General features: G+C 35.1%; 24 protein-coding genes. 11 read left to right on the forward strand and 13 right to left on the reverse strand.

Going from position 1 to position 24,025, the window contains the following annotated elements; translation table 11 throughout:
* Positions 1 to 34 precede the first annotated feature (34 nt).
* Together K5V07_RS14710 and K5V07_RS14715 are read right to left on the reverse strand one after the other, a co-directional pair.
* Positions 35 to 898, reverse strand: coding sequence for a DUF58 domain-containing protein (locus K5V07_RS14710; protein WP_221918073.1), 864 nt, complete (start codon positions 896 to 898; stop codon positions 35 to 37).
* Between the two features lie 84 nt (positions 899 to 982).
* Positions 983 to 1,987, reverse strand: a complete 1,005-nt coding sequence (locus tag K5V07_RS14715; protein ID WP_086453249.1) for a MoxR family ATPase — start codon at positions 1,985 to 1,987, stop codon at positions 983 to 985.
* A gap of 212 nt (positions 1,988 to 2,199) precedes the next feature.
* On the opposite strand from K5V07_RS14715, the gene K5V07_RS14720 reads away from it, so the two are divergent.
* The 6 genes from K5V07_RS14720 (at position 2,200) to K5V07_RS14745 (ending at position 7,215) form a co-directional block, all read left to right on the forward strand.
* Positions 2,200 to 3,072 carry an aldo/keto reductase family oxidoreductase gene (locus K5V07_RS14720; protein ID WP_221918074.1) on the forward strand — a complete coding sequence of 291 codons (873 nt, stop codon included), beginning with the start codon at positions 2,200 to 2,202 and terminating at the stop codon, positions 3,070 to 3,072.
* A gap of 37 nt (positions 3,073 to 3,109) precedes the next feature.
* Positions 3,110 to 3,862, forward strand: coding sequence for an SDR family NAD(P)-dependent oxidoreductase (locus K5V07_RS14725; protein ID WP_221918075.1), 753 nt, complete (start codon positions 3,110 to 3,112; stop codon positions 3,860 to 3,862).
* A 57-nt stretch (positions 3,863 to 3,919) separates the two neighbouring features.
* A complete protein-coding gene (locus K5V07_RS14730) occupies positions 3,920 to 4,309 on the forward strand; it encodes a four helix bundle protein (RefSeq protein WP_221918076.1) in 390 nt (129 codons plus the stop codon).
* A gap of 51 nt (positions 4,310 to 4,360) precedes the next feature.
* On the forward strand, positions 4,361 to 5,500 hold the full coding sequence (locus K5V07_RS14735) for an ATP-binding protein (protein WP_221918077.1): 1,140 nt from the start codon (positions 4,361 to 4,363) through the stop codon (positions 5,498 to 5,500).
* 450 nt (positions 5,501 to 5,950) lie between these two features.
* Positions 5,951 to 6,676 carry a metallophosphoesterase gene (locus tag K5V07_RS14740; RefSeq protein WP_221918078.1) on the forward strand — a complete coding sequence of 242 codons (726 nt, stop codon included), beginning with the start codon at positions 5,951 to 5,953 and terminating at the stop codon, positions 6,674 to 6,676.
* 41 nt (positions 6,677 to 6,717) lie between these two features.
* On the forward strand, positions 6,718 to 7,215 hold the full coding sequence (locus tag K5V07_RS14745) for a DUF6646 family protein (RefSeq protein WP_182649455.1): 498 nt from the start codon (positions 6,718 to 6,720) through the stop codon (positions 7,213 to 7,215).
* 76 nt (positions 7,216 to 7,291) lie between these two features.
* Here K5V07_RS14745 and K5V07_RS14750 read toward each other — a convergent pair whose 3' ends face one another.
* The 3 genes from K5V07_RS14750 to K5V07_RS14760 form a co-directional block, all read right to left on the reverse strand.
* A complete protein-coding gene (locus K5V07_RS14750; protein WP_221918079.1) occupies positions 7,292 to 8,845 on the reverse strand; it encodes an aldehyde dehydrogenase family protein in 1,554 nt (517 codons plus the stop codon).
* 282 nt (positions 8,846 to 9,127) lie between these two features.
* A complete protein-coding gene (locus K5V07_RS14755; protein WP_221918080.1) occupies positions 9,128 to 9,667 on the reverse strand; it encodes a 3-hydroxyanthranilate 3,4-dioxygenase in 540 nt (179 codons plus the stop codon).
* Between the two features lie 98 nt (positions 9,668 to 9,765).
* The gene (locus K5V07_RS14760) at positions 9,766 to 10,890 is read right to left on the reverse strand and encodes an endonuclease/exonuclease/phosphatase family protein (protein ID WP_221918081.1); all 1,125 of its coding nucleotides are present in this window, start codon (positions 10,888 to 10,890) and stop codon (positions 9,766 to 9,768) included.
* Positions 10,891 to 11,098: 208 nt separating this feature from the next.
* On the opposite strand from K5V07_RS14760, the gene K5V07_RS14765 reads away from it, so the two are divergent.
* From K5V07_RS14765 to K5V07_RS14775, 3 genes are all read left to right on the forward strand, one after another.
* Positions 11,099 to 11,995, forward strand: a complete 897-nt coding sequence (locus K5V07_RS14765; protein WP_221918082.1) for an LD-carboxypeptidase — start codon at positions 11,099 to 11,101, stop codon at positions 11,993 to 11,995.
* 142 nt (positions 11,996 to 12,137) lie between these two features.
* A complete protein-coding gene (locus tag K5V07_RS14770; protein WP_221918083.1) occupies positions 12,138 to 12,497 on the forward strand; it encodes a YraN family protein in 360 nt (119 codons plus the stop codon).
* Positions 12,498 to 12,606: 109 nt separating this feature from the next.
* On the forward strand, positions 12,607 to 13,263 hold the full coding sequence (locus K5V07_RS14775; protein WP_221918084.1) for an aspartate kinase: 657 nt from the start codon (positions 12,607 to 12,609) through the stop codon (positions 13,261 to 13,263).
* Positions 13,264 to 13,323: 60 nt separating this feature from the next.
* Here K5V07_RS14775 and mfd read toward each other — a convergent pair whose 3' ends face one another.
* Both mfd and K5V07_RS14785 read right to left on the reverse strand, forming a co-directional pair.
* Positions 13,324 to 16,692 carry a transcription-repair coupling factor gene (gene mfd / locus K5V07_RS14780; protein WP_221918085.1) on the reverse strand — a complete coding sequence of 1,123 codons (3,369 nt, stop codon included), beginning with the start codon at positions 16,690 to 16,692 and terminating at the stop codon, positions 13,324 to 13,326.
* Positions 16,685 to 17,290, reverse strand: a complete 606-nt coding sequence (locus K5V07_RS14785) for a hypothetical protein (RefSeq protein WP_086454412.1) — start codon at positions 17,288 to 17,290, stop codon at positions 16,685 to 16,687. The genes mfd and K5V07_RS14785 overlap by 8 nt, the downstream gene beginning before the upstream one ends.
* Positions 17,291 to 17,514: 224 nt before the next feature.
* Here K5V07_RS14785 and K5V07_RS14790 point away from each other — a divergent pair, with 224 nt between their 5' ends.
* Both K5V07_RS14790 and K5V07_RS14795 read left to right on the forward strand, forming a co-directional pair.
* On the forward strand, positions 17,515 to 18,453 hold the full coding sequence (locus K5V07_RS14790) for an L-threonine 3-dehydrogenase (protein ID WP_221918086.1): 939 nt from the start codon (positions 17,515 to 17,517) through the stop codon (positions 18,451 to 18,453).
* 216 nt (positions 18,454 to 18,669) lie between these two features.
* Positions 18,670 to 19,875, forward strand: coding sequence for an FAD-binding oxidoreductase (locus tag K5V07_RS14795; protein WP_221918087.1), 1,206 nt, complete (start codon positions 18,670 to 18,672; stop codon positions 19,873 to 19,875).
* Between the two features lie 260 nt (positions 19,876 to 20,135).
* On the opposite strand, the gene K5V07_RS14800 is transcribed toward K5V07_RS14795, so the two are convergent.
* From K5V07_RS14800 to K5V07_RS14825, 6 genes are all read right to left on the reverse strand, one after another.
* Positions 20,136 to 20,648 carry a DUF2480 family protein gene (locus K5V07_RS14800; RefSeq protein ID WP_221918088.1) on the reverse strand — a complete coding sequence of 171 codons (513 nt, stop codon included), beginning with the start codon at positions 20,646 to 20,648 and terminating at the stop codon, positions 20,136 to 20,138.
* Positions 20,649 to 20,728: 80 nt separating this feature from the next.
* On the reverse strand, positions 20,729 to 21,052 hold the full coding sequence (locus K5V07_RS14805; RefSeq protein ID WP_086455167.1) for an SUF system Fe-S cluster assembly protein: 324 nt from the start codon (positions 21,050 to 21,052) through the stop codon (positions 20,729 to 20,731).
* 13 nt (positions 21,053 to 21,065) lie between these two features.
* The gene (locus K5V07_RS14810) at positions 21,066 to 21,785 is read right to left on the reverse strand and encodes a hypothetical protein (RefSeq protein WP_221918089.1); all 720 of its coding nucleotides are present in this window, start codon (positions 21,783 to 21,785) and stop codon (positions 21,066 to 21,068) included.
* Between the two features lie 14 nt (positions 21,786 to 21,799).
* Positions 21,800 to 22,219 (reverse strand): SufE family protein, encoded by a 420-nt coding sequence (locus K5V07_RS14815; protein WP_144890140.1) that lies wholly within the window; start codon positions 22,217 to 22,219, stop codon positions 21,800 to 21,802.
* Positions 22,220 to 22,239: 20 nt separating this feature from the next.
* Positions 22,240 to 22,674 carry a hypothetical protein gene (locus tag K5V07_RS14820; protein ID WP_221918090.1) on the reverse strand — a complete coding sequence of 145 codons (435 nt, stop codon included), beginning with the start codon at positions 22,672 to 22,674 and terminating at the stop codon, positions 22,240 to 22,242.
* Positions 22,675 to 22,691: 17 nt separating this feature from the next.
* Positions 22,692 to 23,906, reverse strand: a complete 1,215-nt coding sequence (locus tag K5V07_RS14825; protein WP_182649482.1) for an aminotransferase class V-fold PLP-dependent enzyme — start codon at positions 23,904 to 23,906, stop codon at positions 22,692 to 22,694.
* Positions 23,907 to 24,025: the final 119 nt, after the last annotated feature.

A 24,025-nucleotide genomic window follows, 5' to 3' on the forward strand; every position in this document is an offset into this window, starting at 1 on the left:
CTTCTCTTTATTTTTTATCAAAAATCTGAATTTATCATCTCGATTTAAAGTAACTCAGCAACTTAGTCACATAACTTTCATCAACTCTTGTGTTCACCACACCTGAACCTGATTTACTAAACGTTTCCTTAAAATAATTTACCTTATCATGGTAGTGTTTTTCATAACTAGTACGAACTGCCTTAGACCCTGTGTTGATCAACTCAATGGCACCTGTTTCGGCATCCAGCATAGGAACCATTCCTAAATCTGGCATTTTTTCTTCTCGAATATCATACACTCGTATTCCAGTAACATCATGTTTTTTGGCAGCAATTTTTAGTGTTTGTTCATAACCGTTTGCCATAAAATCAGAAATAACAAATACTATTGCTTTCTTTTTTTGAGTTCCTGATAAAAACTTTAAGGCTTGCGCTAAATCTGTTTTTTTGCTCTTTGGCTCAAACTCTATCAATTCTCTAATGATTCTTAATACATGCGACCTTCCTTTTTTTGGTGGAATATACAATTCTATTTGGTCAGAAAACAAAATTAAACCAATCTTATCATTGTTTTGAGTGGCTGAAAAAGCCATAGTTGCCGCAATCTCTGTAACAATATCTTTCTTAAATTGATTTTTAGAACCAAAACTTTCTGATCCCGAGATATCTACCATTAGCATCATGGTCAGCTCTCGTTCTTCCTCAAAAACTTTTACGTGTGCTTCATTATATCTTGCGGTTACATTCCAGTCAATTGCTCGAATATCATCCCCATATTGGTACTGTCGCACTTCACTAAAGGTCATTCCGCGTCCTTTAAATGAGGTGTGATATTCCCCCGAGAAAATATGATCGCTCAATCTTCTGGTTTTAATTTCTATTTTTCGAACTTTTTTTAAGAGATCTTTTGTATCCATTTTTTTTAGTTTTCAGTCGCAGTTTTCAGTCGCAGTGTACAAGTCATATCTTGTACACTGTAACTAAAAACTGAAAACTAATTTTTAAGGTACTTCTACTTCGTTTACAATTTTATTGATGATGTCAACAGACGTAACGTTTTCTGCTTCGGCCTCATACGTAATTCCTATACGGTGGCGTAACACATCATGCACAACTGCACGAACATCCTCAGGGATAACATACCCACGGCGCTTGATAAAAGCATAACATTTTGCGGCATTCGCCAAATTGATACTTCCACGAGGAGAAGCTCCAAAACTGATTAAAGGTTTTAAATCAGCTAGTTTATATTTTTCAGGATAACGCGTTGCAAACACAATATCCAAAATGTATTTTTCAATTTTTTCATCCATGTACACCTCTCTTACGGCTTCTTGCGCACGCAAAATTTGTTCAACAGATACTACAGCATTTACTTTTTCATAGCTTCCTTTTAAGTTTTGACGAATTACAAGGCGTTCATCTTCCATCTTAGGGTAATCAATAACCGTTTTCAACATAAAACGATCCACTTGAGCCTCAGGTAATTGATATGTCCCTTCTTGTTCTACTGGGTTTTGTGTTGCCAATACTAAGAAAGGTCTGTCTAGTTTAAAAGTAGTGTCACCAATGGTTACTTGCTTTTCCTGCATCGCCTCAAGTAATGCTGATTGTACTTTGGCTGGAGCACGGTTGATCTCATCTGCCAAAACAAAATTGGCAAAAATAGGACCTTTTTTTATAGAAAATTCATTTGCCTTAATGTTGTAAATCATAGTACCCACAACATCCGCAGGAAGCAAATCTGGAGTAAACTGGATTCTGCTAAAAGATCCTTGAACGGCTTGCGCCAAAGTGTTTATGGCAAGAGTCTTTGCAAGTCCAGGTACACCTTCAAGTAAAATATGACCTTGCCCTAAAAGCCCAATCAACAATCGCTCAACCATGTGTTTTTGACCCACAATGACTTTGTTCATTTCCATAGTCAAAAGATCTATGAACGCACTCTCTCTTTCTATTTTTTCATTGATAGCTCTTATGTCTAAAGTCCCCGTATTTTCTTCCATTATATCTTTTTTAAAACCTTGTATTTAATGCCTTCGTTTTGAAGCTGCAAATTGAATTTTTTTTTAGAAGTAAGATGTTAAAAAATGGTTAAAACTTCAATAAAATAGGTAATTTTAAGGACATATTGTGATACAATTTTTATATTTTTAAGAACTTTGAATATTATACTTTGATTTCAAAGTTTTGTACCTTTAAACAAAAAAAATCAACCATGAGCAAAACAAAAATATCACCCATAATAGCAGGGGTCATGAATTGGGGAATTTGGGATAAAAAACTCAATACCAAAGAAATGGAAAATATGATCAATGTATGTCTTGAAAATAAAATAAGCACTTTTGACCATGCTGATATTTATGGAGATTACACCACCGAATTTGAATTTGGTAAAGCATTAGCTGCAAGTAAAATAGATAGAGAAAGAATACAACTAATCTCTAAATGTGGTATTCAAATGGTAACTGAAAACAGAAATAACACCGTTAAAAATTACCAATATTCACAAGAATACATCATTAACTCAGTTGATAATTCCTTAAAAAACCTGCAAACAGATTATCTAGATGTACTGTTATTGCACAGACCTAGCCCCTTAATGCAAGCCGATGAAATTGCTGAAGCGGTTTTAAAACTAAAAACGGCTGGAAAAATTAATGATTTCGGATTATCAAATTTTACCACCTCACAAACAGAACTCATCCGCACCAAGACCGAAGTTTCATTCAATCAAATTCAGTTTTCGGCTACGCATCATGAGCCCATGCTAGATGGCAGCCTTGACTATATGCAAATTCACGGCATTCGTCCTATGTCATGGAATCCACTCGGATCCGTTTTTAGAGAGGATATCCCACAAACGAGAAGACTAAAAAAATTACTAGCTACGCTGGTTTCAAAATACCATTTAGGATCTGATTCTATTTTATTGACTTGGATTTTAAAACATCCAGCTCAAGTAATTCCTATTGCAGGAACTGTAAATGTGGCACGCATTCAATCACTACAAAAAGCAGTTGAATTAGAGCTAGAACATGAAGATTGGTTTGCTATCTGGACCGAAAGCATGGGTCATAAAGTACCTTAGTATCTTTTAATCTTTTTAAAATAAAATTATCCTAATAATGACTAAAACTGCATTAATAACTGGAGCTACTAGCGGTATAGGAAAAGCAACCGCACAGCTTTTAGCAAAAAACAATTATAAAATTATCCTTTGCGGAAGACGAGAAGATCGACTAGATGATTTAAAACAAGAACTCTCAAAACTTACCGAAGTTCACACTTTAAACTTTGATGTACGTGACAAGAAAGCGGTTTTTGATAGTATTAACTCAATTCCGGAAAACTTTGCAACCATAGATATTTTGATTAATAATGCAGGAAACGCACATGGTCTAGACCCAATACAAAATGGAAATTTAGACGATTGGGACGCTATGATCGATATTAATGTCAAGGGACTTTTATATGTTTCAAAAGCTGTGATTCCTGGAATGATAGAACGAAAATCAGGTCATATCATTAACATAGGCTCTATAGCTGGGAAAGAAGTGTATCCAAATGGAAATGTATATTGTGCCTCAAAACACGCTGTTGATGCCCTCAACCAAGCCATGAGAATGGACTTAAATCCCTACGGCATACGAGTGGGTGGCATACATCCTGGCGCTGTAGAGACTGAGTTTAGCGAAGTACGATTTAAAGGCGATACAGAAAAAGCTGCAAATGTATATAAAGGATTTGAACCCCTACATGCCGAGGATATTGCCGATATTATTCATTTTGTGGTTTCTAGACCCTATCACGTAAACATTGCCGACTTGATGGTGCTACCAACAGCCCAAGCAGCAGCTACTATTTTAAAAAGAGATTAATTATTATTTCTATTGATTATTATTTATTTCTATTGATTATTTATAAAATCTTCGAATATGGCGAATTACAATTCTTTTGAGGAAATGGGAATTTATCAATTAGCCAGAGAACAAAGCAATCATGTTTGGCATTTGATTCAAAACACAACTCTTGGTCAAGATTATAAATTAAGGGGTCAAATCAATGGTTCTTCTGGGTCAGTTATGGATAATATTGCTGAGGGTTTTGGTCGCGGAGGAAACAAAGAATTTATTACTTTTTTGAGTTATTCAAGAGGTTCATGTTGTGAAACAAAAGCACAATTACAGCGTACCTTCGACAGAAAACATATCAACGAAGAAAAGTTTTTGGAGTTAACTTTAAAATCTCAAATTATAATTGACCAAATTTCAAAATTCATGAATTTTTTAAAGAGTTCTGACAGAAAAGGATCAAAATATGACTAATAACTCTGTCTTGCCAACAATAAAAATAGAAATAAATAATAAAAAATAACGATGATCAACAAACGTCTTCTTATTAAAAACTTACTCGCTCATAATGACGAGAGTAGTTTTTATGATAAAAAAAGACAGTTGAACTTGCATTCCCGTGAGGGAAAAGCAAAATTTTTAAAACATATTTGCGCCCTTTCTAACTCAAATCCTACTAATAATTCATACATAGTTGTGGGAGTTGAAGATCAAGAAAATACAATTGTAGGTGATGATTTTTTTGACGATAGCCGTATCCAAAATCTTGTAAACGCCTATCTAGAAAATCCGCCCAAAATTCAATACGAGAATGTTCCTTTTCCAAATTTGCCAAAAGACAAAGTTGTTGGCTTGGTGACTATAAAACCAAAAAACAAAATTTCGTGCTTTAAAAAAGGAATTCATACCATTCCTATTTCATCTATTTTTATTAGACGCGGCAGCAATACCATACCACTTGACGGAGACTTTGAAAAAAATTATCAAAACACGGAGACAGTTATTGGTATAGAAAACAACTCTAGAAATAGTATTGAAAATACACTTGATGGTGTTATGGATTTTATGAACCTTCGGCACAAGGATATGTCACCAAAATACAAAGTCTTCAAAGAATTATTTGTTATTTGCTGGGCAGGAATTACTAAAAAATCTCGAGACAAAACCTATCTTTCACGTGTAGATATTGAATTGATTAATGAGCAAATTAAACTCTTTTATTCTGCTCAAGATGTGGTTGAAATCACTTTTGACGAAGATACTTTTACTATTATTGAATATGTTCCATTGGGTTTAAATGACAAAACAAGCTATTACCCACTTGAAAAACAAACCATCCATTTTCAAGATAATGGATACTATAAAATTGAACGAGAGTTTTTATTTCAACCGCCAGAATTCAATAAAAAATTACTATTTCACATTTATAATGTGAACCTTAGTATTTTAAAAAAGCTAGAAAAGAGATTTGAATTGAGTGTTAGAGAAAACAAAGATTTAGAAAACTTACCCTCTACCTTAATGATTTGTTACCTGAACGGTTTTGAAGATGCCAAACAAAAACTGATTGATGCTAAACTAATATTAAAACCTTTTAACCAAGTGTATTTATCGTTTAAGGAATCATTACGGATTTTGAGAAAGATGAAATATGACGTACAATAAAATGATTAGATTTTATTGTTCATCCCAAATTTTAGAAAAACAGAATACTAAACACGTTTTTTTTATTCAGACCAACACTAACCTAACCATTTACATTTTTTAAAAAAGTAAAAAGTTAAAATATAGAGAAAAGGAATTCCGCTAAAAAAAAGCTACCAATTCTTTAACTAATTGGCAAATAAATTTAGCTACAAGCAATGATAATTCTACAATTACGCCCATTTTAAATAAATTTAGTATTTTTTGTAAATTTAAACTAAAAAAACTAAATAATTACTCACCTAAAACCGTGATTTTTATAATACAAAACTACATGATTAAAAAAATTAAAAAACACCTTTAAATACTATTTGCATTTAAAAAAAGAGGTGCGAATTTTGTAATATAAATAAAGTGAAAAATAGAATAATTTTCTAGTATTTTTGCAATACTAAAAAAAACAATAAGTACATGAGGACACTTGTAATAGGCGACATCCATGGTGGTTTAAGAGCTCTACATCAAATTATGGAAAGAGCCAAAGTCACTACAAACGACACCCTTATTTTTTTGGGTGACTATGTTGACGGATGGAGTCAATCTCCTCAGGTACTGGATTTTATTATAGATTTACAAACAAAACAAAATTGTGTTTGTATACGTGGCAATCACGATGATTTGTTACTAGAATGGCTTGATGAGAGTAAAGACAATCTATTATGGTATAAACATGGCGGCGAAGCGACCGTAAACGCCTATGAACTTGTAAGTGTAGTTACAAAACAAAAACACATTGCTTTTTTAAAATCATTAGAAAATTACCATCTTGATGATAAAAGACGCTTGTATGTTCATGCTGGTTTCACAAATATAAACGGAGTTAATTTTGAATATTTTCCGGGACAGTTTTACTGGGATAGAACCTTGTGGGAAACAGCGCTAGCGCTGGATGACAGAATGAAAACGGATCACCCTTTTTATCCCAAACGTTTTACATTGTATGAAGAAATATACATTGGACATACACCCGTGACTCGTATAGGAGAAACAACACCCGTACAAAAAGCAAATGTTTGGAATATAGATACTGGTGCTGCCTTCAAAGGCTCATTAACAATTTTGGATGTGGATACTAAAGAGTTCTGGCAAAGTGAGCCTTTACATCAATTGTATTTTGACGAAAAAGGAAGAAATTAATTATTATTGCAGTACTTTTACACCATTAAAAAAAAATAAGTATGAAAAAGATTATTACACTAGCGTTGCTATTAACGGTTGGACTATCACAAGCTCAAGCTTTTAAAGGGGCTGGAGATGTGAAATTTGACCTTGGTGCAACAATTCAAAATGGAGGTTCAGGAATAAGAGTTGCAACAGATTTTGGTTTGGGTGAAAACATGTCTTTCGGGATTGCGTCTTCTTATTTATTATCTGTGTCGAATGATGCGCTGGGAAGCAAACCAGAATTTGGAGATAGAATTGACGTAAAAGGAAGGTTTAACGCTAATTTAGGAAATGTATTTGAACTAGACCCAAAAATGGATATCTATCCTGGTCTTGATTTAGGTTTGCGCAATTTTGGTGCTCACTTGGGTTTCCGTTATTTCTTTACTGAAGGTTTCGGAATTTTTACCGAAGCTGGAATTCCTATTGCTAGCTACAAAACGAATCCTATCGGTTTTGACAAATTAAACAATCAGTTTACTTTTAATGTAGGCGCTTCTTTCAATTTGTAAAACAAAACTATTTTAAAATAAAAAAAAGGCAATTTGAAATTTCAAATTGCCTTTTTTAGTATTTCTATTTATTCGATTACAAATCAAATTTGATTCCTTGCGCTAAGGGTAAACTCGTAGTGTAATTGATGGTATTGGTTTGTCTTCTCATATACACTTTCCAAGCATCAGAGCCAGACTCACGACCGCCACCAGTTTCTTTTTCACCACCAAAAGCACCTCCAATTTCAGCTCCTGAAGTTCCAATGTTTACGTTTGCTATACCACAATCAGAACCCGTTACTGATAAGAATAATTCTGCTTCACGCAAATTGTTGGTCATAATTGCCGATGACAATCCTTGTGCCACTCCGTTTTGAATTGCAATGGCATTCTCTACCGTTCCTGAATATTTTAATAAGTACAATACAGGTGCAAAAGTTTCGTGTTGTACAATTTCAAAAGTGTTATCAGCCTCAGCAATAGCAGGTTTTACATAACAACCACTTTCAAATCCTTCACCAGAAAGTACTCCGCCTTCTACAAGAATTTTTCCACCTTCGGCAACTACTTTTTCTAATGCTTTATTATACATTTCTACAGCATGAGTATCAATTAATGGCCCAACATGGTTGTTTTCATCTAATGGATTACCAATACGCAATTGCTTGTAAGCCGATACCATGGCATCTTTTACCGTATCATAAATACTTTCGTGAATGATCAATCTACGTGTTGAAGTACAACGTTGTCCTGCTGTTCCTACCGCACCAAATACAGCACCAATAACTGTCATTTTTATATCCGCATCTGGAGTTACAATGATGGCATTATTTCCACCTAGTTCTAACAATGATTTTCCAAGGCGAGCAGCAACCGCTTGCGCTACAATTTTCCCCATACGAGTAGAACCAGTTGCAGAAATTAACGGAACGCGTTTGTCGTTAGTCATCATTTCGCCTACTTTATAATCTCCGTTGATCAAACAAGAAATTCCTTCAGGAAGGTTGTTTTCTCTAATTACTTCGGCAATAATATTTTGGCAAGCAATACCACAAAGAGGTGTTTTTTCAGAAGGTTTCCAAACGCAAACATCGCCGCAAATCCATGCTAATGCTGTGTTCCAAGCCCAAACTGCTACTGGAAAGTTAAATGCCGAAATGATTCCCACAACTCCCATAGGATGGTATTGTTCATACATTCTATGTCCAGGACGTTCAGAGTGCATGGTTAAACCGTGTAATTGACGAGATAATCCTACTGCAAAATCACAGATATCAATCATTTCTTGAACTTCTCCATATCCTTCTTGCAATGATTTCCCCATTTCATAGGAAACTAACTTGCCTAAAGCTTCTTTATTTTTACGTAATTTTTCACCAAACTGGCGTACAATTTCACCGCGTTGTGGCGCTGGCATTGTTTTAAAAGTCTTGAATGCCTCAGTAGCAGTCTGCATTACTTTTTCATAATCGGCAGCGGTTGTTGTTTTTACCGAAGCTATCAGCTGGCCATCTACTGGTGAATGACTTTCTAGAATTTCACCGTTTGAAAAATGATTTATTCCTGTTGACGTTCCTTCGTTTATGGGTTGTACGCCCAATTGCGCCAATGCTTCTTTCATTCCGAATTGATCTGCTATTGTTATCATTGTAACTTTTTTATTAAATATTGTTATATTTTTTTACAAATATATTGATTTGACTTGAAATACAACAGTGTGAAACTGCAATTTTACTTAATTGAATCTATAAATTTGTATGTGAAAACACCGCCGTATTTGAGTTTGTGCCGTGATTGAAATTTCAAAATGAAAAAACATATCGTCTATTTGATGTACTATTTTCTAGCCCCGGTAGTAGCGGCATCCTTTTATGACTGCCTTTGCAGGAATAAAAGATACAGCGGATGACGGGAATAGCTCCTAGATAAACTAGTCTTTGTTTATAAATTTTGGATCGGCCTGCATGACTGTGCCACACGAATTACAAGTGCGTAATGTTTCGGAATTATAGAAATGCTTGAAATGCGGCAAAAAATCTTTTTCGATATTATGCAGTTCAAAATAGACTTCATGAAGTTTGTGGTTGCACGAATCACAAAACCACAGCAGGCCATCTGTAAATCCTTGTCCTGCTCTTTTCCTTTCTATGACAAGCCCAATAGAACCCTCGGAACGCACAGGCGAATGAGGCGTTTTGGCTGGATTAAGATACATGTCGCCAGGATGCAATTCCATTTCCTTGCGCTCTCCATCTTCTTGAATAATTACTTTTATAGAACCTTCGAGTTGGTAAAATAGTTCTTCGGTTTCATTGTAATGGTAGTCTTTGCGGGCGTTTGGACCGGCAACAATCATAACGATATAATCACCAGACTCTGTATATAAATTTTTGTTCCCCACGGGCGGTTTAAGAAGATGACGGTTCTCATTAATCCATGCATTGAGGTTGAAAGGTTTTGCGATTGCCATTTTAGTATGAGTTTCAAAGTTACTAAGCCACTAAGGTACTAAGATTTTAAATGAATCAAGCGACTAATTTTTGACAAAAAAACGAAGGTAGCTTAGCCTTATTTTTGTTTGATTAAATAAATATAAACGGGAAAGTGATCGCTGAAACCAATTTCGGATACTGAATGACGCAACGGATATCCTTTGTATTGCCCACTGCTTTGTATCAAAAAAGACTTGTTGTAAATACCTGCTTTCCAGAAACGATAGCTGGAGAAATCGGAACGAATTAAAGTTTCGGAAAGCATTATTTGATCAAAAATATCCCAGGCATCTCGGTGCGCAATGGTACCTAAACCTTTCTGAGCCATTTCTTCGAAGGGGTTGTAAATCCCAAATTGTGGTACGGAGTCTTTTTTGGCTTTGGCGCCAAGCCCTATTTTTACGCTTTTATTATAAGGTCCATCATTGAGATCGCCCATGGTGATGATTTTTGCTTCAGGATTAATGCGCTGCAAAGAATCAATTATTTTTCTGTTCAATAAGCCTGCTGCCTCGCGATACGGGCTTGATTTTTTTTCACCTCCAGAACGCGATGGCCAGTGGTTCAAAATAATATGGACTTCCTCACCCTCTAGAAAACCAGTTACTAAAAGTTGGTCTCTAGTATATACTCTATAATTTTTAGTGTTTACTTGAGGTTTATCATCTGTTATATCCTCAGTTTTTTCGAGAACCTCTTCAGTTTGTGAGTTTCCTTTTTTATAAAGATATAAAGGGATATTGCTAAAGCTAGTAGGTTGGAATTTCTTTTTTTGATACAATAAGGCTACATCGATTCCTCTTTTATCGGGCGAATCAAAATGTATGATTCCGTAATCTTTATCAATGATTTTTGGTTCTTTCACAAGGTCTTCTAGTACAGCACGGTTTTCTATTTCGCATCCACCAATGAATGTGGGTGAATCTGGATTTTCTGAAGAACCAATTTCGGCTAGCACACGAGCTAGATTACTAAGTTTTTTTTGATATTTATCGAACGTCCATTTCTGGGTGCCCTTAGGTGTCCACTCCTCATCATAAGTGTCTGGGTCGTTTATGGTGTCGAATAAATTTTCGAAATTATAAAAAGCTACAGTATGAATAATGTATTTTTTGGACTGAGCATTCCCAACTGAACTCCAACCCAACAAAAAAACGAGTGCTAATAGGGTTTTGTAAAACGTAACTTTAAAGTACAACATAATTAAAATCAATTAATTCAGGATAAAAATAGTGATTTGTATCGAATTTCGTATTCTTTCTTAAATGACTATCTTTGAAATCAAAACCGTGTTGCTTAATTTGATGAAACAGTATACCAATACACACAACATTTATAATCCCATTTTTTATTGGGTACTATTGTTTATTTTTGTTTTTCGAACATTACCTTGTCAATCACAACCCACTATGATAACACCACCTTATTTACAAAAAGGAGATACAATTGCCCTTGTAGCAACAGCCAGAAAAAATATTGATGATAACTTAAAGCCAGCAATTGACTTGCTACACAGTTGGGGCCTTGAGGTAATCATTGGAAAAACGATTGGATTAGACAACAACCAACTCGCTGGCACAGACGAGCAACGCGCAGCCGATTTTCAAGCGCAACTGGACAATCCTAATATTAAAGCAATTTGGTGTGTGAAAGGCGGCTATGGCACGGTTCGAATGGTCGATTTACTAGATTTTACAAATTTTAAAAATAATCCAAAATGGATCGTTGGTTTTAGCGATGTGACCGTTTTACACAGTCATTTGAATACTTTAGGTTATCAATCCCTACATGCTATCATGCCGCTCACTGCACCAAGAGCGACTCCACAAGCAGTTGAATCATTACGTATGGCATTGTTTGGAGAAAAGTTATCTTATGAGGTTGCCGCAACTGCAAAAAACAAACTCGGAAAAGCAACAGGTCAATTAGTTGGCGGAAATTTATCCATCTTGTACAGTCTGTTTGGCTCTACATCTGCAATTGATTGTTCTGATAAAATTTTATTTATCGAAGATTTAGATGAATATTTATACCATATTGACCGTATGATGATGAACTTAAAACGCAACGGTTGCCTCGAAAGTATCAAAGGAATTGTGGTAGGATCTATGACTAAAATGAAAGACAACGATATTCCGTGGGGAAAAAATGCGATCGAAATTATTGAAGACGTTACACAAAAATACTCCATTCCAATATTGTACAATTTTCCGGCGGGGCACATTCAAGACAATAGAGCATTGATTTTGGGAAGTAAGGTCACACTAGATGTGCAGGAAAAGGGCGGAACACTTACATTTGAATAAAAAAAGCCTCCCCCCGACCCCCTCCGCAGGAGTGGGAGACTTGACAGAAGCAGTTTGGGAACGTCTGCAGTACACTGAATTATGTTTTTTTCATTGATAAATTTTAGTTGCAGAAATTAAAAACTTGAAACAAAATTTTTAAATGGCTGAACACAACGAACTTGGTAAACTTGGAGAAGAAATGGCTGTTGAATTCCTCAAAAAGGAAGGCTACACTATTTTGCAAACCAATTATACGTTTCAAAAAGCAGAAATTGACATCCTTGCTCAAAAAGCAGGTGTACTTGCTGTGGTCGAGGTAAAAACAAGATCTTCCTTGGATTTTGGTTTACCACAGGATTTTGTGAAACCAAAAAAAATCCAACTCTTAGTAAAGGCTGTAGATGCTTTTGTCACTCAAAATGATCTTGACCTCGAAGTTCGTTTTGATATTATAGCCATTCATAAAGAGGATAAATCTTTTGTGATTGAGCACCTTATCGATGCGTTCTATCACTTTTAAACATATTTTCTAGATGTTATATTTGTAACAAAATGTTTTTTTATTTATCTTTGCGCTCTATTTACACACTAACTACGTGTAAAATAACGACCAACTAAAAAAATCCATCATGAAAACTGTTTCTTCAATTGTTGAAAATTACATCAAAACAAAACCTTTTTTATTGAATGCATTATCACTAGGCATCATCAATTTAACTTCATTATCAAGAAATATAATGACAGAGTTGGAGAGTGAATTTGGTAAAGAAGTGAAACAAGGTGCTGTGGTGATGGCATTGAAGAGATTAACAGAGGAGCTGGATTTTAGACTCAACCACAAGATCAATAAAGTCATAAAAAATATTGGCGAAATCACCGTTCGATCAGCTTTGACAGACTATACTTTTGCAGCCTCAGAAACGATATTGAACAAACAAGCCGATTTAATTGCGGATATCAATGCATTGCCAGACATTTTTTACACTTCATCCAGAGGGGTAAACGAAACGAATATTGTAGTAAGCAACAGCATCAATCATCTTGTAGACAAACATTTTGCAAGTGAAAAATTGATTCAAAAACTAGATGATCTAGCCTCAATTACTGTAAAATTACCCAAAGAAAATATTGTAGTTCCTGGAATTTACTATTTCATTTTTCAACGTTTGGCTTGGGAAGGAATTATCATCAACGAAGTAATTTCGACATCAAACGAGTTCACTATTTTAGTAAGTGAAGAACAAGTTGATGTTGCTTTTAAAGTAATAAAGGATTTGAAGAATTAAGAACATTCTACAATAAACAAAGCTTCCAGCCTTCAAAAGGCTGGAAGCTTTGACAATATCTTACTCCCCACCCAACATCTCCATCAATTCCAAGCACCTGCGAGTAGTTTTAGCATCATCAAAAGTTAATAGCAAACGCAATCCTGCTGGAGTTTGCTTTTCTTTCATTTTACAAATAGCACTATTTTTTTGAACAAAATTCACTACTTGCATAAATCGTTTGGATTGGTAGTAATCCGATTGTTGATCTGAGACAAAGTAGCCAATCATTTTGCCTTGCTTCATCACTAACTTCTCAATTCCTACCCGTGTAGCAATCCACTTAATGCGTATGCTGTTCATCAAAGCTTTGGCACGTGGCGGCATTGGACCAAAACGGTCAATTAATTTATCCTGAAAAACAGTAAGCTCTTCCTCATTTTTTACATCGCCTAGCTCATTGTACAAACTTAATCGCTCTGCTACATTATTGATGTACTCATCTGAAAACAACAGTTCAAAATCAGTATCAATTTGTAATTCTTTGACGTATTCTTTGGTTTCTAAATTGTTTTCCTCGGGATACAAATCCTTGAATTCATTTTCCTTCAACTCATCAATAGCCTCGTTCATGATTTTTTGATAGGTATCAAAACCAATTTCGTTGATGAAACCGCTTTGCTCGCCGCCTAATAAATCTCCTGCTCCACGAATCTCTAAATCTTTCATCGCGATATTGAAACCACTGCCTAATTCACTAAATTGTTCCAAGGCTTGAATACGTTTACGAGCATCTTCGGTCATACTTGAATATGGCGGACAGATAAAATAGCAGAACGCTTTCTTGTTGCTACGTCCTACACGTCCACGCATTTGATGCAAATCAGACAGTCCGAAATTATTGGCATTATTGATAAAAATCGTGTTTGCATTTGGAACATCCAATCCGCTTTCGATAATGGTTGTTGCGACTAAAACATCAAATTCTCCGTTCATGAAAGCCAACATCAATTCTTCGAGTTTTTTGCCATCCATTTGGCCGTGACCAATACCTACTCTAGCATTGGGAACCAAACGCTGAATCATTCCAGCTACTTCCTTAATATTTTCTATTCGATTATTGATAAAGAAAACCTGTCCGTTTCGCTGAATTTCATACGAAATAGCATCCCGAATAGTCTCTTCGCTAAAACCAACCACATTAGTTTCAATAGGATATCTATTGGGCGGAGGCGTAGTAATAACCGATAAATCTCGGGCTGCCATCAATGAAAACTGCAAGGTTCTAGGAATAGGCGTTGCTGTTAGTGTTAAGGTATCCACATTAGCAGCAATGGTTTTGAGTTTGTCTTTAACGTTTACACCAAATTTTTGTTCCTCATCTACAATCAACAAACCAAGGTCTTTAAAAACTACATTTTTATTGACTAATTGATGCGTTCCTATCACAATATCGAGTTTACCTTCGGCTAATAATTTTAGTGTTTCGGCCTTTTGTTTGGCAGTTCTAAAACGGTTTAAATACCCTATTGAAACGGGCATATCTTTCAATCGCTCGGTAAAAGTGCGGTAATGTTGGTAAGCCAAAATGGTTGTGGGAACCAAAATGGCAACTTGTTTGCTGTTATCCACTGCTTTGAAAGCCGCACGAATAGCCACTTCGGTTTTACCAAAACCTACGTCTCCACAAACCAAGCGATCCATCGGACGGTCGCTCTCCATATCTGCTTTTACCTCAGCCGTTGATTTAGTTTGGTCTGGCGTATCCTCGTAAATGAACGAACTTTCTAATTCATTTTGCAAGTAACTGTCGGGCGCAAACTGAAATCCTTTTTCGAGTCTTCTTTTGGCGTACAGCTGAATCAAATTGAAGGCAATATGCTTGACACGTGCTTTAGTTTTTTGTTTTAAAATTTTCCACGCATTCGAACCCAATTTGTATATTTTGGGTGGCGTACCGTCTTTTCCGTTGTATTTTGAAATTTTGTGCAGCGAGTGAATACTCACATACACAATATCATTATCGGCATAAACGAGCTTGATCGCTTCTTGTGTTTTGCCTTCGACTTGTATTTTTTGCAACCCTCCAAAGCGTCCAATTCCGTGGTCAATGTGCGTAACATAATCCCCAACCGAAAGTGTCGTGAGTTCTTTTAAAGTGATATTTTGTTTTTTCGAATAGCCATTTTTGATGCTGAATTTATGATAGCGTTCAAAAATTTGGTGGTCGGTGTAACACGTGATTTGGTTTTCTTCGTCCACAAAACCTTGATACAACGGCAACACAACAGTATTGTATTGCTTGCGAATGTTTTCGGAATTGGCTTCGTCTAAACTTTCAAAAATATCATGAAAACGCTTGGCTTGCGCATCATTCGAACAAAACAAATAATTTTTGTAGCCATTGAAATGATTTTCATTTAAATTATTCAACAACAAATCAAATTGTTTGTTGAATGACGGCTGTGGTTTTATGTGATATTCAAATTTTTTGGTGGTTCTAAAGATGGCCTTCGAACTCCATTCGACGATCGAGAAATCCAAAGCTCTTTTTATAAATTCGGCTTGATTCAGAAACAATTGTTCTGGTGAAGCGCGTTTTATTTCCTGTGATAATTTTGCAAAAGCTTCCTCAGCTTTCCCAAATTGCTTGTCAAGTTGTGCTAAAAAATCTTCGGTATTTTGAATAAAAATGACCGTTTTCTCTGAAACATAATCTAAAAAACTTTCTCTATTTTCCTGAAAAACTTTGTTTTCAACATTTGGAATTATAGTGATCTTTTTCTGAGTTGCAATAGACAATTGTGTTGCTACATCGAAGGTTCTAATACTCTCTACTTCGTCCCCAAAAAACTCAATTCGGTACGGATCGTCATTTGAAAATGAAAATACATCCACGATTCCTCCACGAACCGAAAATTCTCCAGGCTCTGTAATAAAATCTACTCTTTTAAACTCGTATTCAAATAAAACTTCGTTAATGAAATCTATCGAAATTTTATCATTGATTGCCACTTTTAAGGTGTTTTTATCCAGCTCTTTTCTGGTAACCACTTTTTCAAATAAAGCCTCGGGATACGTGACAATAACGGCGGGTTTTTTTCTAGAATTAATACGATTCAATACTTCAGCACGAAGCAGTACATTAGCGTTATCTGTTTCCTCAATTTGATACGGGCGACGAAAGGAACCAGGATAAAAAAGTACGTCTTGCTCTCCAATAATCTGTTCCAAATCATTCAAGTAGTAGGCCGCTTCTTCTTTATTGTTTAAAACAATTAAAAAAGGCAACTCTGCTTTTTTGAAAATAGAGCGAATTACAAATGACACTGCCGAACCCAAGAGTCCCGACAAATGCATTTTTACGGCGTTGTTATCCTGTAAACACGCAACAATTTGCAGGTTTTGAGGCGTATTATCATAGATCGTGTATAGGGCAGTTTTACTCAACTCGGGGTATATTTGGGTCTATTATTGGTGTATTTGGAATTGCTCGTGTAGAATCTAGCATTCGTCTAAGCTCAGATTCCCCTTCTTCTAGCGGGATCTTACTTTTTTCTACAATTTTATCCATTTGTCTTTGTAACGAAACTAATTCTAGATTTATTTCTGCTATCAAAAGAACCACTTTTTTATCTGGAATTTGATCCAGGTGTATAAATAAGTCAAGCATTCTTACCTTAGTAACTAGGGTTGCAATTCTACTTTTTATTTGAGGTTTATCAAATTCAAAAGGAATTCTATCCTGTAGCGCAATTGCTTTTTTAGAAAGCGCTTTGGCTTTCCGCTGATAGGCGTTTGCTGTATTTTTTGGTTTTTGAGATAATTCATCAAGAAAAAGTCGGAATTCATTCCAGGAAGACAAACTTTTCTCGGAAGCATCAGTAAGAGGTGTGTCATAAAAATTCCAATTTTTTTGAATGTTTTTTAAGATCACTTCTTGTTTTTGAACTTCTTTTTTGTTTTCCAAAACGCGGTTATCAACCTCATCTTTACAAGAGCTTACAAGTAAAACCAGCATGAGGAACACAAAGGAAGAGTATTTCATTTTTACATAAGTTAAAGTACAAAGTTACAAAGTAAATTTACAATTATGAATTATAGAAATCGAATAACAATCTAGTACCTATATATTGTATTTTAGCAATAAAAAAACAAACAATTAGCAGTAAGAAATAGCACATTACTAATTTTTATATGTTTTTATAAAGATTCTAATAATTTTTTGATATTTTCGAAAACGTTATCTTTGCTTAACAAAACTTAAAAAAAATGAGTACAAAAATATTAATTATAGGCGCTTGTGGCCAAATAGGTACTGAGCTTACGCAAAAGTTACGCGCAATTTACGGAACAGAAAATGTTATAGCCTCTGATATCCGTAAATTAAATATTGATGTCGTAAATTCAGGGCCCTTTGAAGTGGTAAATGCGTTAGATTTTAATCAGATTGAGCATTTAGTTGAAGTACATCAAATTACCGATGTATATTTAATGGCAGCACTTTTATCGGCAACAGCCGAGAAAAATCCAGCATTTGCATGGGACTTGAATATGAACTCTCTATTTCATGTTTTGAATTTGGCGAAAGCCGGAAAAATAAAAAAGATATTTTGGCCATCGAGTATTGCAGTTTTTGGACCAACAACCCCGAAAGAAAACACACCACAATACACCATCATGGAGCCATCAACGGTTTATGGTATCAGTAAACAAGCAGGCGAAAGATGGTGTGAGTATTACCACAATATCTTTGGTGTAGATGTACGCAGCATTCGTTATCCTGGTTTAATCAGCTGGTCATCGCCTCCTGGTGGCGGAACTACAGATTATGCTGTAGATATTTATCACAAAGCACTCGCCGATCAAAAATACGAGTGTTTTTTATCTTCAGAAACTAAAATGCCTATGATGTATATGGATGATGCTATTGCGGCTACCATTAAAATCATGCAAGCGCCTGTAGAAGAAATTAAGATTCGTTCCTCATACAATTTGGCTGCAATGAGCTTTACGCCAACAGAAATTGCTGCCGAAATCCAGAAACATATTCCTGAATTTACAATTACCTATGAACCAGATTTCCGTCAGAAAATTGCTGACAGCTGGCCCGCTAGTATTGATGACAGCAGCGCTCGCGAAGACTGGAACTGGAATCATGAGTTTGATTTAGCAACCATGACAGTGGATATGCTAGAGCATTTAAAGTAAACTTTTTGAACATAAATAGAACGCCGCAAAATTGTTTTTTTGCGGCGTTTTTTTGTTTTCTACTTTTTCATGTACAGAAACCCATACTTGCATTCAAAAAACAATCGTTTCATAAAAAATACAACAGAAATCATCTTATAATTATGTAACATTATAACTTTAAAAAATAAATGTAGCATCCTCAATATCATTACATTTGATAAAAGCTAAAACGCCATGAAACTAAAATCAAGTGAACCTTTTTGGTTGGTAAAAAATGGAATCATCAATTCCTATCCCTCAGTAAGAGAAAATTTGGACACAGAAGTTCTTGTTGTAGGAGGCGGAATAACCGGCAGTCTTATAGCGCATCAATGTATAGCGGATGGTTACAAAACCGTGCTTATTGATCGCAGAGAAATTGGTCACGGAAGCACATCGGCTACGACATCTATGTTGCAATATGAGATTGACGTGCCGTTATACCAACTTATTGATTTGATTGGCGAAAAAGCGGCCGTTGAAAGTTATTGGGCGTGTTACAAATCAATTGATGATTTGAAGAAAATCGTACAACAAGTAAAATCAGATTGTGGTTTCAAGAAAAAAGAATCCCTTTATTTTGCCGCTTTAAAGAAAGATGTTGTCTGGTTAAAAAAAGAATTCGAAGCACGAAAAAAAATTGGAATGCCGGTAAAATGGCTGGAAGCCGAAGAAATTGAAAAAAAATTTAAAATCAAACATTCGCATGGCGGCATCTTGTCTGAGCAAGGCGGGAGTATAGATGCTTTCCAATTAGCGCATGATATTCTAGCGTACAATCATAAAAAAGGATTGCAGATTTTTGATAAAACCGCCATTAAAAAAGTTACCTACACACAAAATGGCGTAACCGTTTTAACAGAACATGGCACTACTATTACTGCTAAAAAGATACTCTACTGCAACGGTTTTGAAAGTACCGAAATTATTAAAGACAAGTTTGTAAAATTACTATCTACTTATGCCATTGTGGGCGAACGTTTTGAAGACGATCAATCACATCTTAACGACACGCTGTTTTGGAACACAGCAGAACCTTACATGTATATGCGAACCACAGATGATAATCGATTACTTATTGGCGGCGAAGATGAAGATTTTGTAGACGCTGCAAAAAGAGATTCCTTACTCAACGAAAAGTCTGCTAAACTGACTAAATATCTGAAGAAAATTTTACCTGATTATGATTTCAGAATGGATTTTGTTTGGGCAGGTACTTTTGGCGAAACCAAGGACGGATTACCCTACATTGGCAAACATCCCAATTTTCCTAGCGCGTATTTTGTTTTGGGATTTGGCGGAAACGGCATCACCTTCTCAGTTATTGGAATGGAACTCGTTTCTGAAATGTTGAAAAACAAGAAACATCCTTTAACCGAATATTTTAAATTCAGAAGGTGATTTCTTTATGGCACTTTTAGATTTCTAAGTAATCAATTCTATTGTAGGATACACCCAAGTCCAGCAACACAAAAATGTTCGTTTTATAGCCAGATGATGTTTTTTTCTTAAAATTGAAACCTGATAAATGTGCCTACAAGATAAATTGTAAATCAAAATTAAGCATTTAAAAACAAGTGCTTTTGATGCATTAAAATCAAATCCTTTTTTGACAAAAAATCAAAAAAAAGTCTTGCGGTTGTTCACGTTAAACACAAGAGTTACTCTTTTTTACCAGTCTTAAACAATGGCACAGCTGAACAAGCTTCACCATACATAATACTTCGGGCTACTTGTTGTAAATGTTGTACTGCAATTACATAAGCACGAGTTGGAACTGGTTTTTTTGAACATCCTTTCAAGATAACGGGTTTGTCTTGATAAACAGAGTAGTCGATATTTGGCAGCAATTCTTCGTAAAGTGAAGCATCAAGATCTTCTAAAGTTCCATTGATTGTTTTTTTTGCAAAAGGCGCTACATGCGTTGCTACTAAAATTGATGCCCAAGCTGGAACAATTGCGTCAGTACTGCAATTAATGACTACGTAATGATCTTGGTATTGTGACCAATTGTGATTTTTAAGACTTTCTCTAAAGTCTTTTTCTCTTAACAAAAATCCTTCAACAAGCCATTGTGAGATGTCAATTTGAGTGCGTATTCCCTTTGGATAATAATCCTCGAGATCGAAAACTTCGAGCACACTATTGGCAACTTTATTGATTATTTCTTCCATTTTTGAAGTCTTGCAATCGAATATCGAAAGTCATAAGGCCTTTTACTTTGAGACTTTATGACTTTCAACTTTACGACTTATTATAGCATCCCTAATTCTAATTTAGCTTCTTCACTCATTAAGTCTTTGCTCCAAGGCGGGTCAAAAGTAATTTCAACCTCGGCATCTTTTACATGCTCGATAGATTTAATTTTGTCCTCTACCTCTTTTGGTAAACTTTCTGCAACCGGACAATTTGGTGAGGTAAGTGTCATAAGAACTTTTACTTCGTAATCTGTATTTACCATTACGTCATAAATCAATCCTAGTTCGTAAATATCTACAGGAATCTCTGGATCGTAAATAGTTTTTAATTTTTTTACGATTGCTTCTCCTAATTCGTTAGTGTCTATTTCTTGTGTCATGTTTTTTGTTTTTTTATTTTTCGTAGATAACTGATCGTAATTTGGTTGTATCGTGTAGTGAAACGATTTCACTAATTCCAAACTCATTATTTGAAAATACTTCTTTAGGTGTAATTAAATTATTGTACTCTTTATTTAGAGTCACCACATTGGTATAGTTACTATTTTTAGTTTGAAATGTATATGTTCCGATAGAGTTATCATTATTTATAAAGTTAATTTTTCTCAACTTTGAATCTAAGGATTCAGTATAATTTTGACTCGGATAGTTAGTTTTGATTTGTCGTGAGTTGTAATCAATAACTACGTCAAACTGAAAATCACTAAAGCCTCCTCCAAAATATCTCGTAAAAATTTCTCTCATTTTTTTACTTCCTCGTTTAAAATGTAAGTTCGTTCGATTCTTTTTCACATTATAAGTGCCCTCTATGGTATGCGTAGTGTGATATATGTTACTTTGCAGCTTTTTTTTATCTTCTTTACTAAAATTTTTGAATTCAATAAATCCAATAATTTTAGTCGAGTCAAGAGGACTTACTGTTTTTGAAAATTTTAATTGTGGATATTCATATTTGAAAAGTAAAGTGTCTGCATAAACTTTGTCATTTTCAAGGAGAAAATTTGATTTTTGTTCATAGACAAATTTAATTTTTGAGTATTCTTTCGGACCAACTGTTTGTGAGTTAATAATATTTGAGACTGTTATCAGTACTATTAAAAGCAATTTTTTCATTTGATCGTATAAAATTAGTTTTTAGCCTCAAAAGCTAAAGCATACATTTTGATATTTTTTATCATCGAAACTAATCCGTTAGCGCGAGTTGGCGATAAATGTTCTTTTAGGCCAATTTCATCAATAAAATCCATATCTGCAGAAAGTATATCGGCTGCTTTTTGATTGCTAAATGCTCGAATCAAGATGGCGATAATTCCTTTGGTTAAAATGGCATCACTATCAGCCGTAAAAACAATAGTGTCTTCTTGTTGTTCTCCTTGCAGCCATACTTTTGACTGGCATCCTTTGATGATATTGTTTTCTGTTTTGTATTCTTCCTTTATCAAAGGTAGTTTTTTACCCAATTCAATAATGTATTCGTAACGCTCCATCCAATCATCAAATAGGGAGAATTCGTCCACAATTTCGTCTTGTATTTCTTTTATCGTCATTGGTTTTATTTTAATGTGTTTTAGTTGGTTTCAACCAAAGCATTGATTTTGTTAACTAATTTTTCAATTTCTTTTGGTGGAGTACCATGATCAAATGATGTGCTTTGATATGTTTTTTCCTTATGAACTATTTTTAGATTCGCAATGGCAGCTCCGTCATGAAATCGTTTTTCAGAAGGCGCTTTTAACGTTGCTAAATCATCAAGCTGAATAGTTTGAAAATCTGTTACAAGTTTCTCCCAGTCAGCATCAGAAATAGCAGTTGCAGTTGGTTTATCGGTTCCATTACGGTCCTTGCTTATGCTTACCTTATGGTTGGCTACGGTAATTTTTTGATAAAAGCCTCTCGTATTGGCTGAGTATTCAATCACTGTATTTTCTAAATCGGATTGGTTCTTATCACTGCAAGTAGATCCAAGAATCACGGTAGCGACTAAAGCAAGTACTGTTTTCATATAGTTATTGTTTAACGTTAAGCAAGCATATTTTGAGCTCTTTTTACGGCGGCAACTAAACTGTCGATTTCTTCTTTGGTATTATAAAACGCAAAGGAAGCTCTAATGGTTCCCGGAATCTCAAAGAAATTCATTATCGGTTGTGCACAATGGTGTCCTGTGCGCACCGCTATTCCTAATTTGTCAATTATGGTGCCAATATCGTACGGGTGAATTCCATCAATATTAAATGAAATTACAGATGTTTTTTCTTTGGCTGTACCGTAAATTTTTAATCCTTCAATGGTTAATAATTGTTGGGTTCCATACTCCAGCAATTCTTTTTCTTGCTGCTGAATGTTGTCAAAACCTACTTCGTTCATATAATCAACAGCGGTTCCTAATGCGATTCCTCCAGCAATATTGGGAGTTCCTGCTTCAAATTTATGAGGTAGCTCTGCATAGGTTGTTTTTTCGAAAGTCACTTCTTTGATCATTTCACCACCACCTTGATAAGGCGGTAATTTATTCAACCATTCTTCTTTACCATATAAAATTCCAGTACCTGTTGGCCCACACAATTTATGTCCTGAAAAAACATAGAAATCACAATCTAGTTCTTGTACATCAGGTTTTAAATGCGGAACAGCTTGCGCACCATCTATTAAAACTGCAGCACCAACTTCATGCGCCTTGTCAATCATGTATTTAACAGGATTGATTGTTCCAAGAGCATTCGAAATATGATTAACCGTTACAACCTTAGTTTTATCCGACAATAATTTGTCGTATTCTGCCATAATCAACTCGCCATCGGTATTCATAGGAATGACACGTAAAATAGCTCCTGTACGTTCGCACAACATTTGCCAAGGCACAATATTGCTGTGGTGTTCCAATGCCGAAACTAAAATTTCATCACCCGGTTTTAAAATCGAAGCAAATCCATTGGTTACTGCATTAATACCGTGTGTGGTCCCAGAGGTAAAAAGTACTTCGTGAGCAAATTTTGCATTGATGTGATTTTGAATTTTCTTGCGGGATTCTTCGTAAGCATCCGTTGCTAATTGGCTCAAAGTATGTACGCCACGATGAATATTAGCATTGATTTCTTGGTAGTATTTCGCTATCGCATCAATCACCACTTGCGGTTTTTGAGTTGTAGCTCCGTTATCGAAATAGACTAATGGTTTTCCGTTTACTTTTTGTGTAAGTATCGGAAAATCGGCTCTTATTTTTTGAATGTCTAGCATAATTATTTAGAAAAAATCTAGTTACAAAAGTACTGAAATTAAACCGTTTTGAAATTAAGAAAGCTAAGTTTTTCATAGTTTCTTGTTATCTCGTAATAGGTAATTTAGTTTGCAGGTAT

It is taken from the genome of Flavobacterium sp. CHNK8 (assembly GCF_019774515.1).
Classification (GTDB): domain Bacteria; phylum Bacteroidota; class Bacteroidia; order Flavobacteriales; family Flavobacteriaceae; genus Flavobacterium; species Flavobacterium tiangeerense.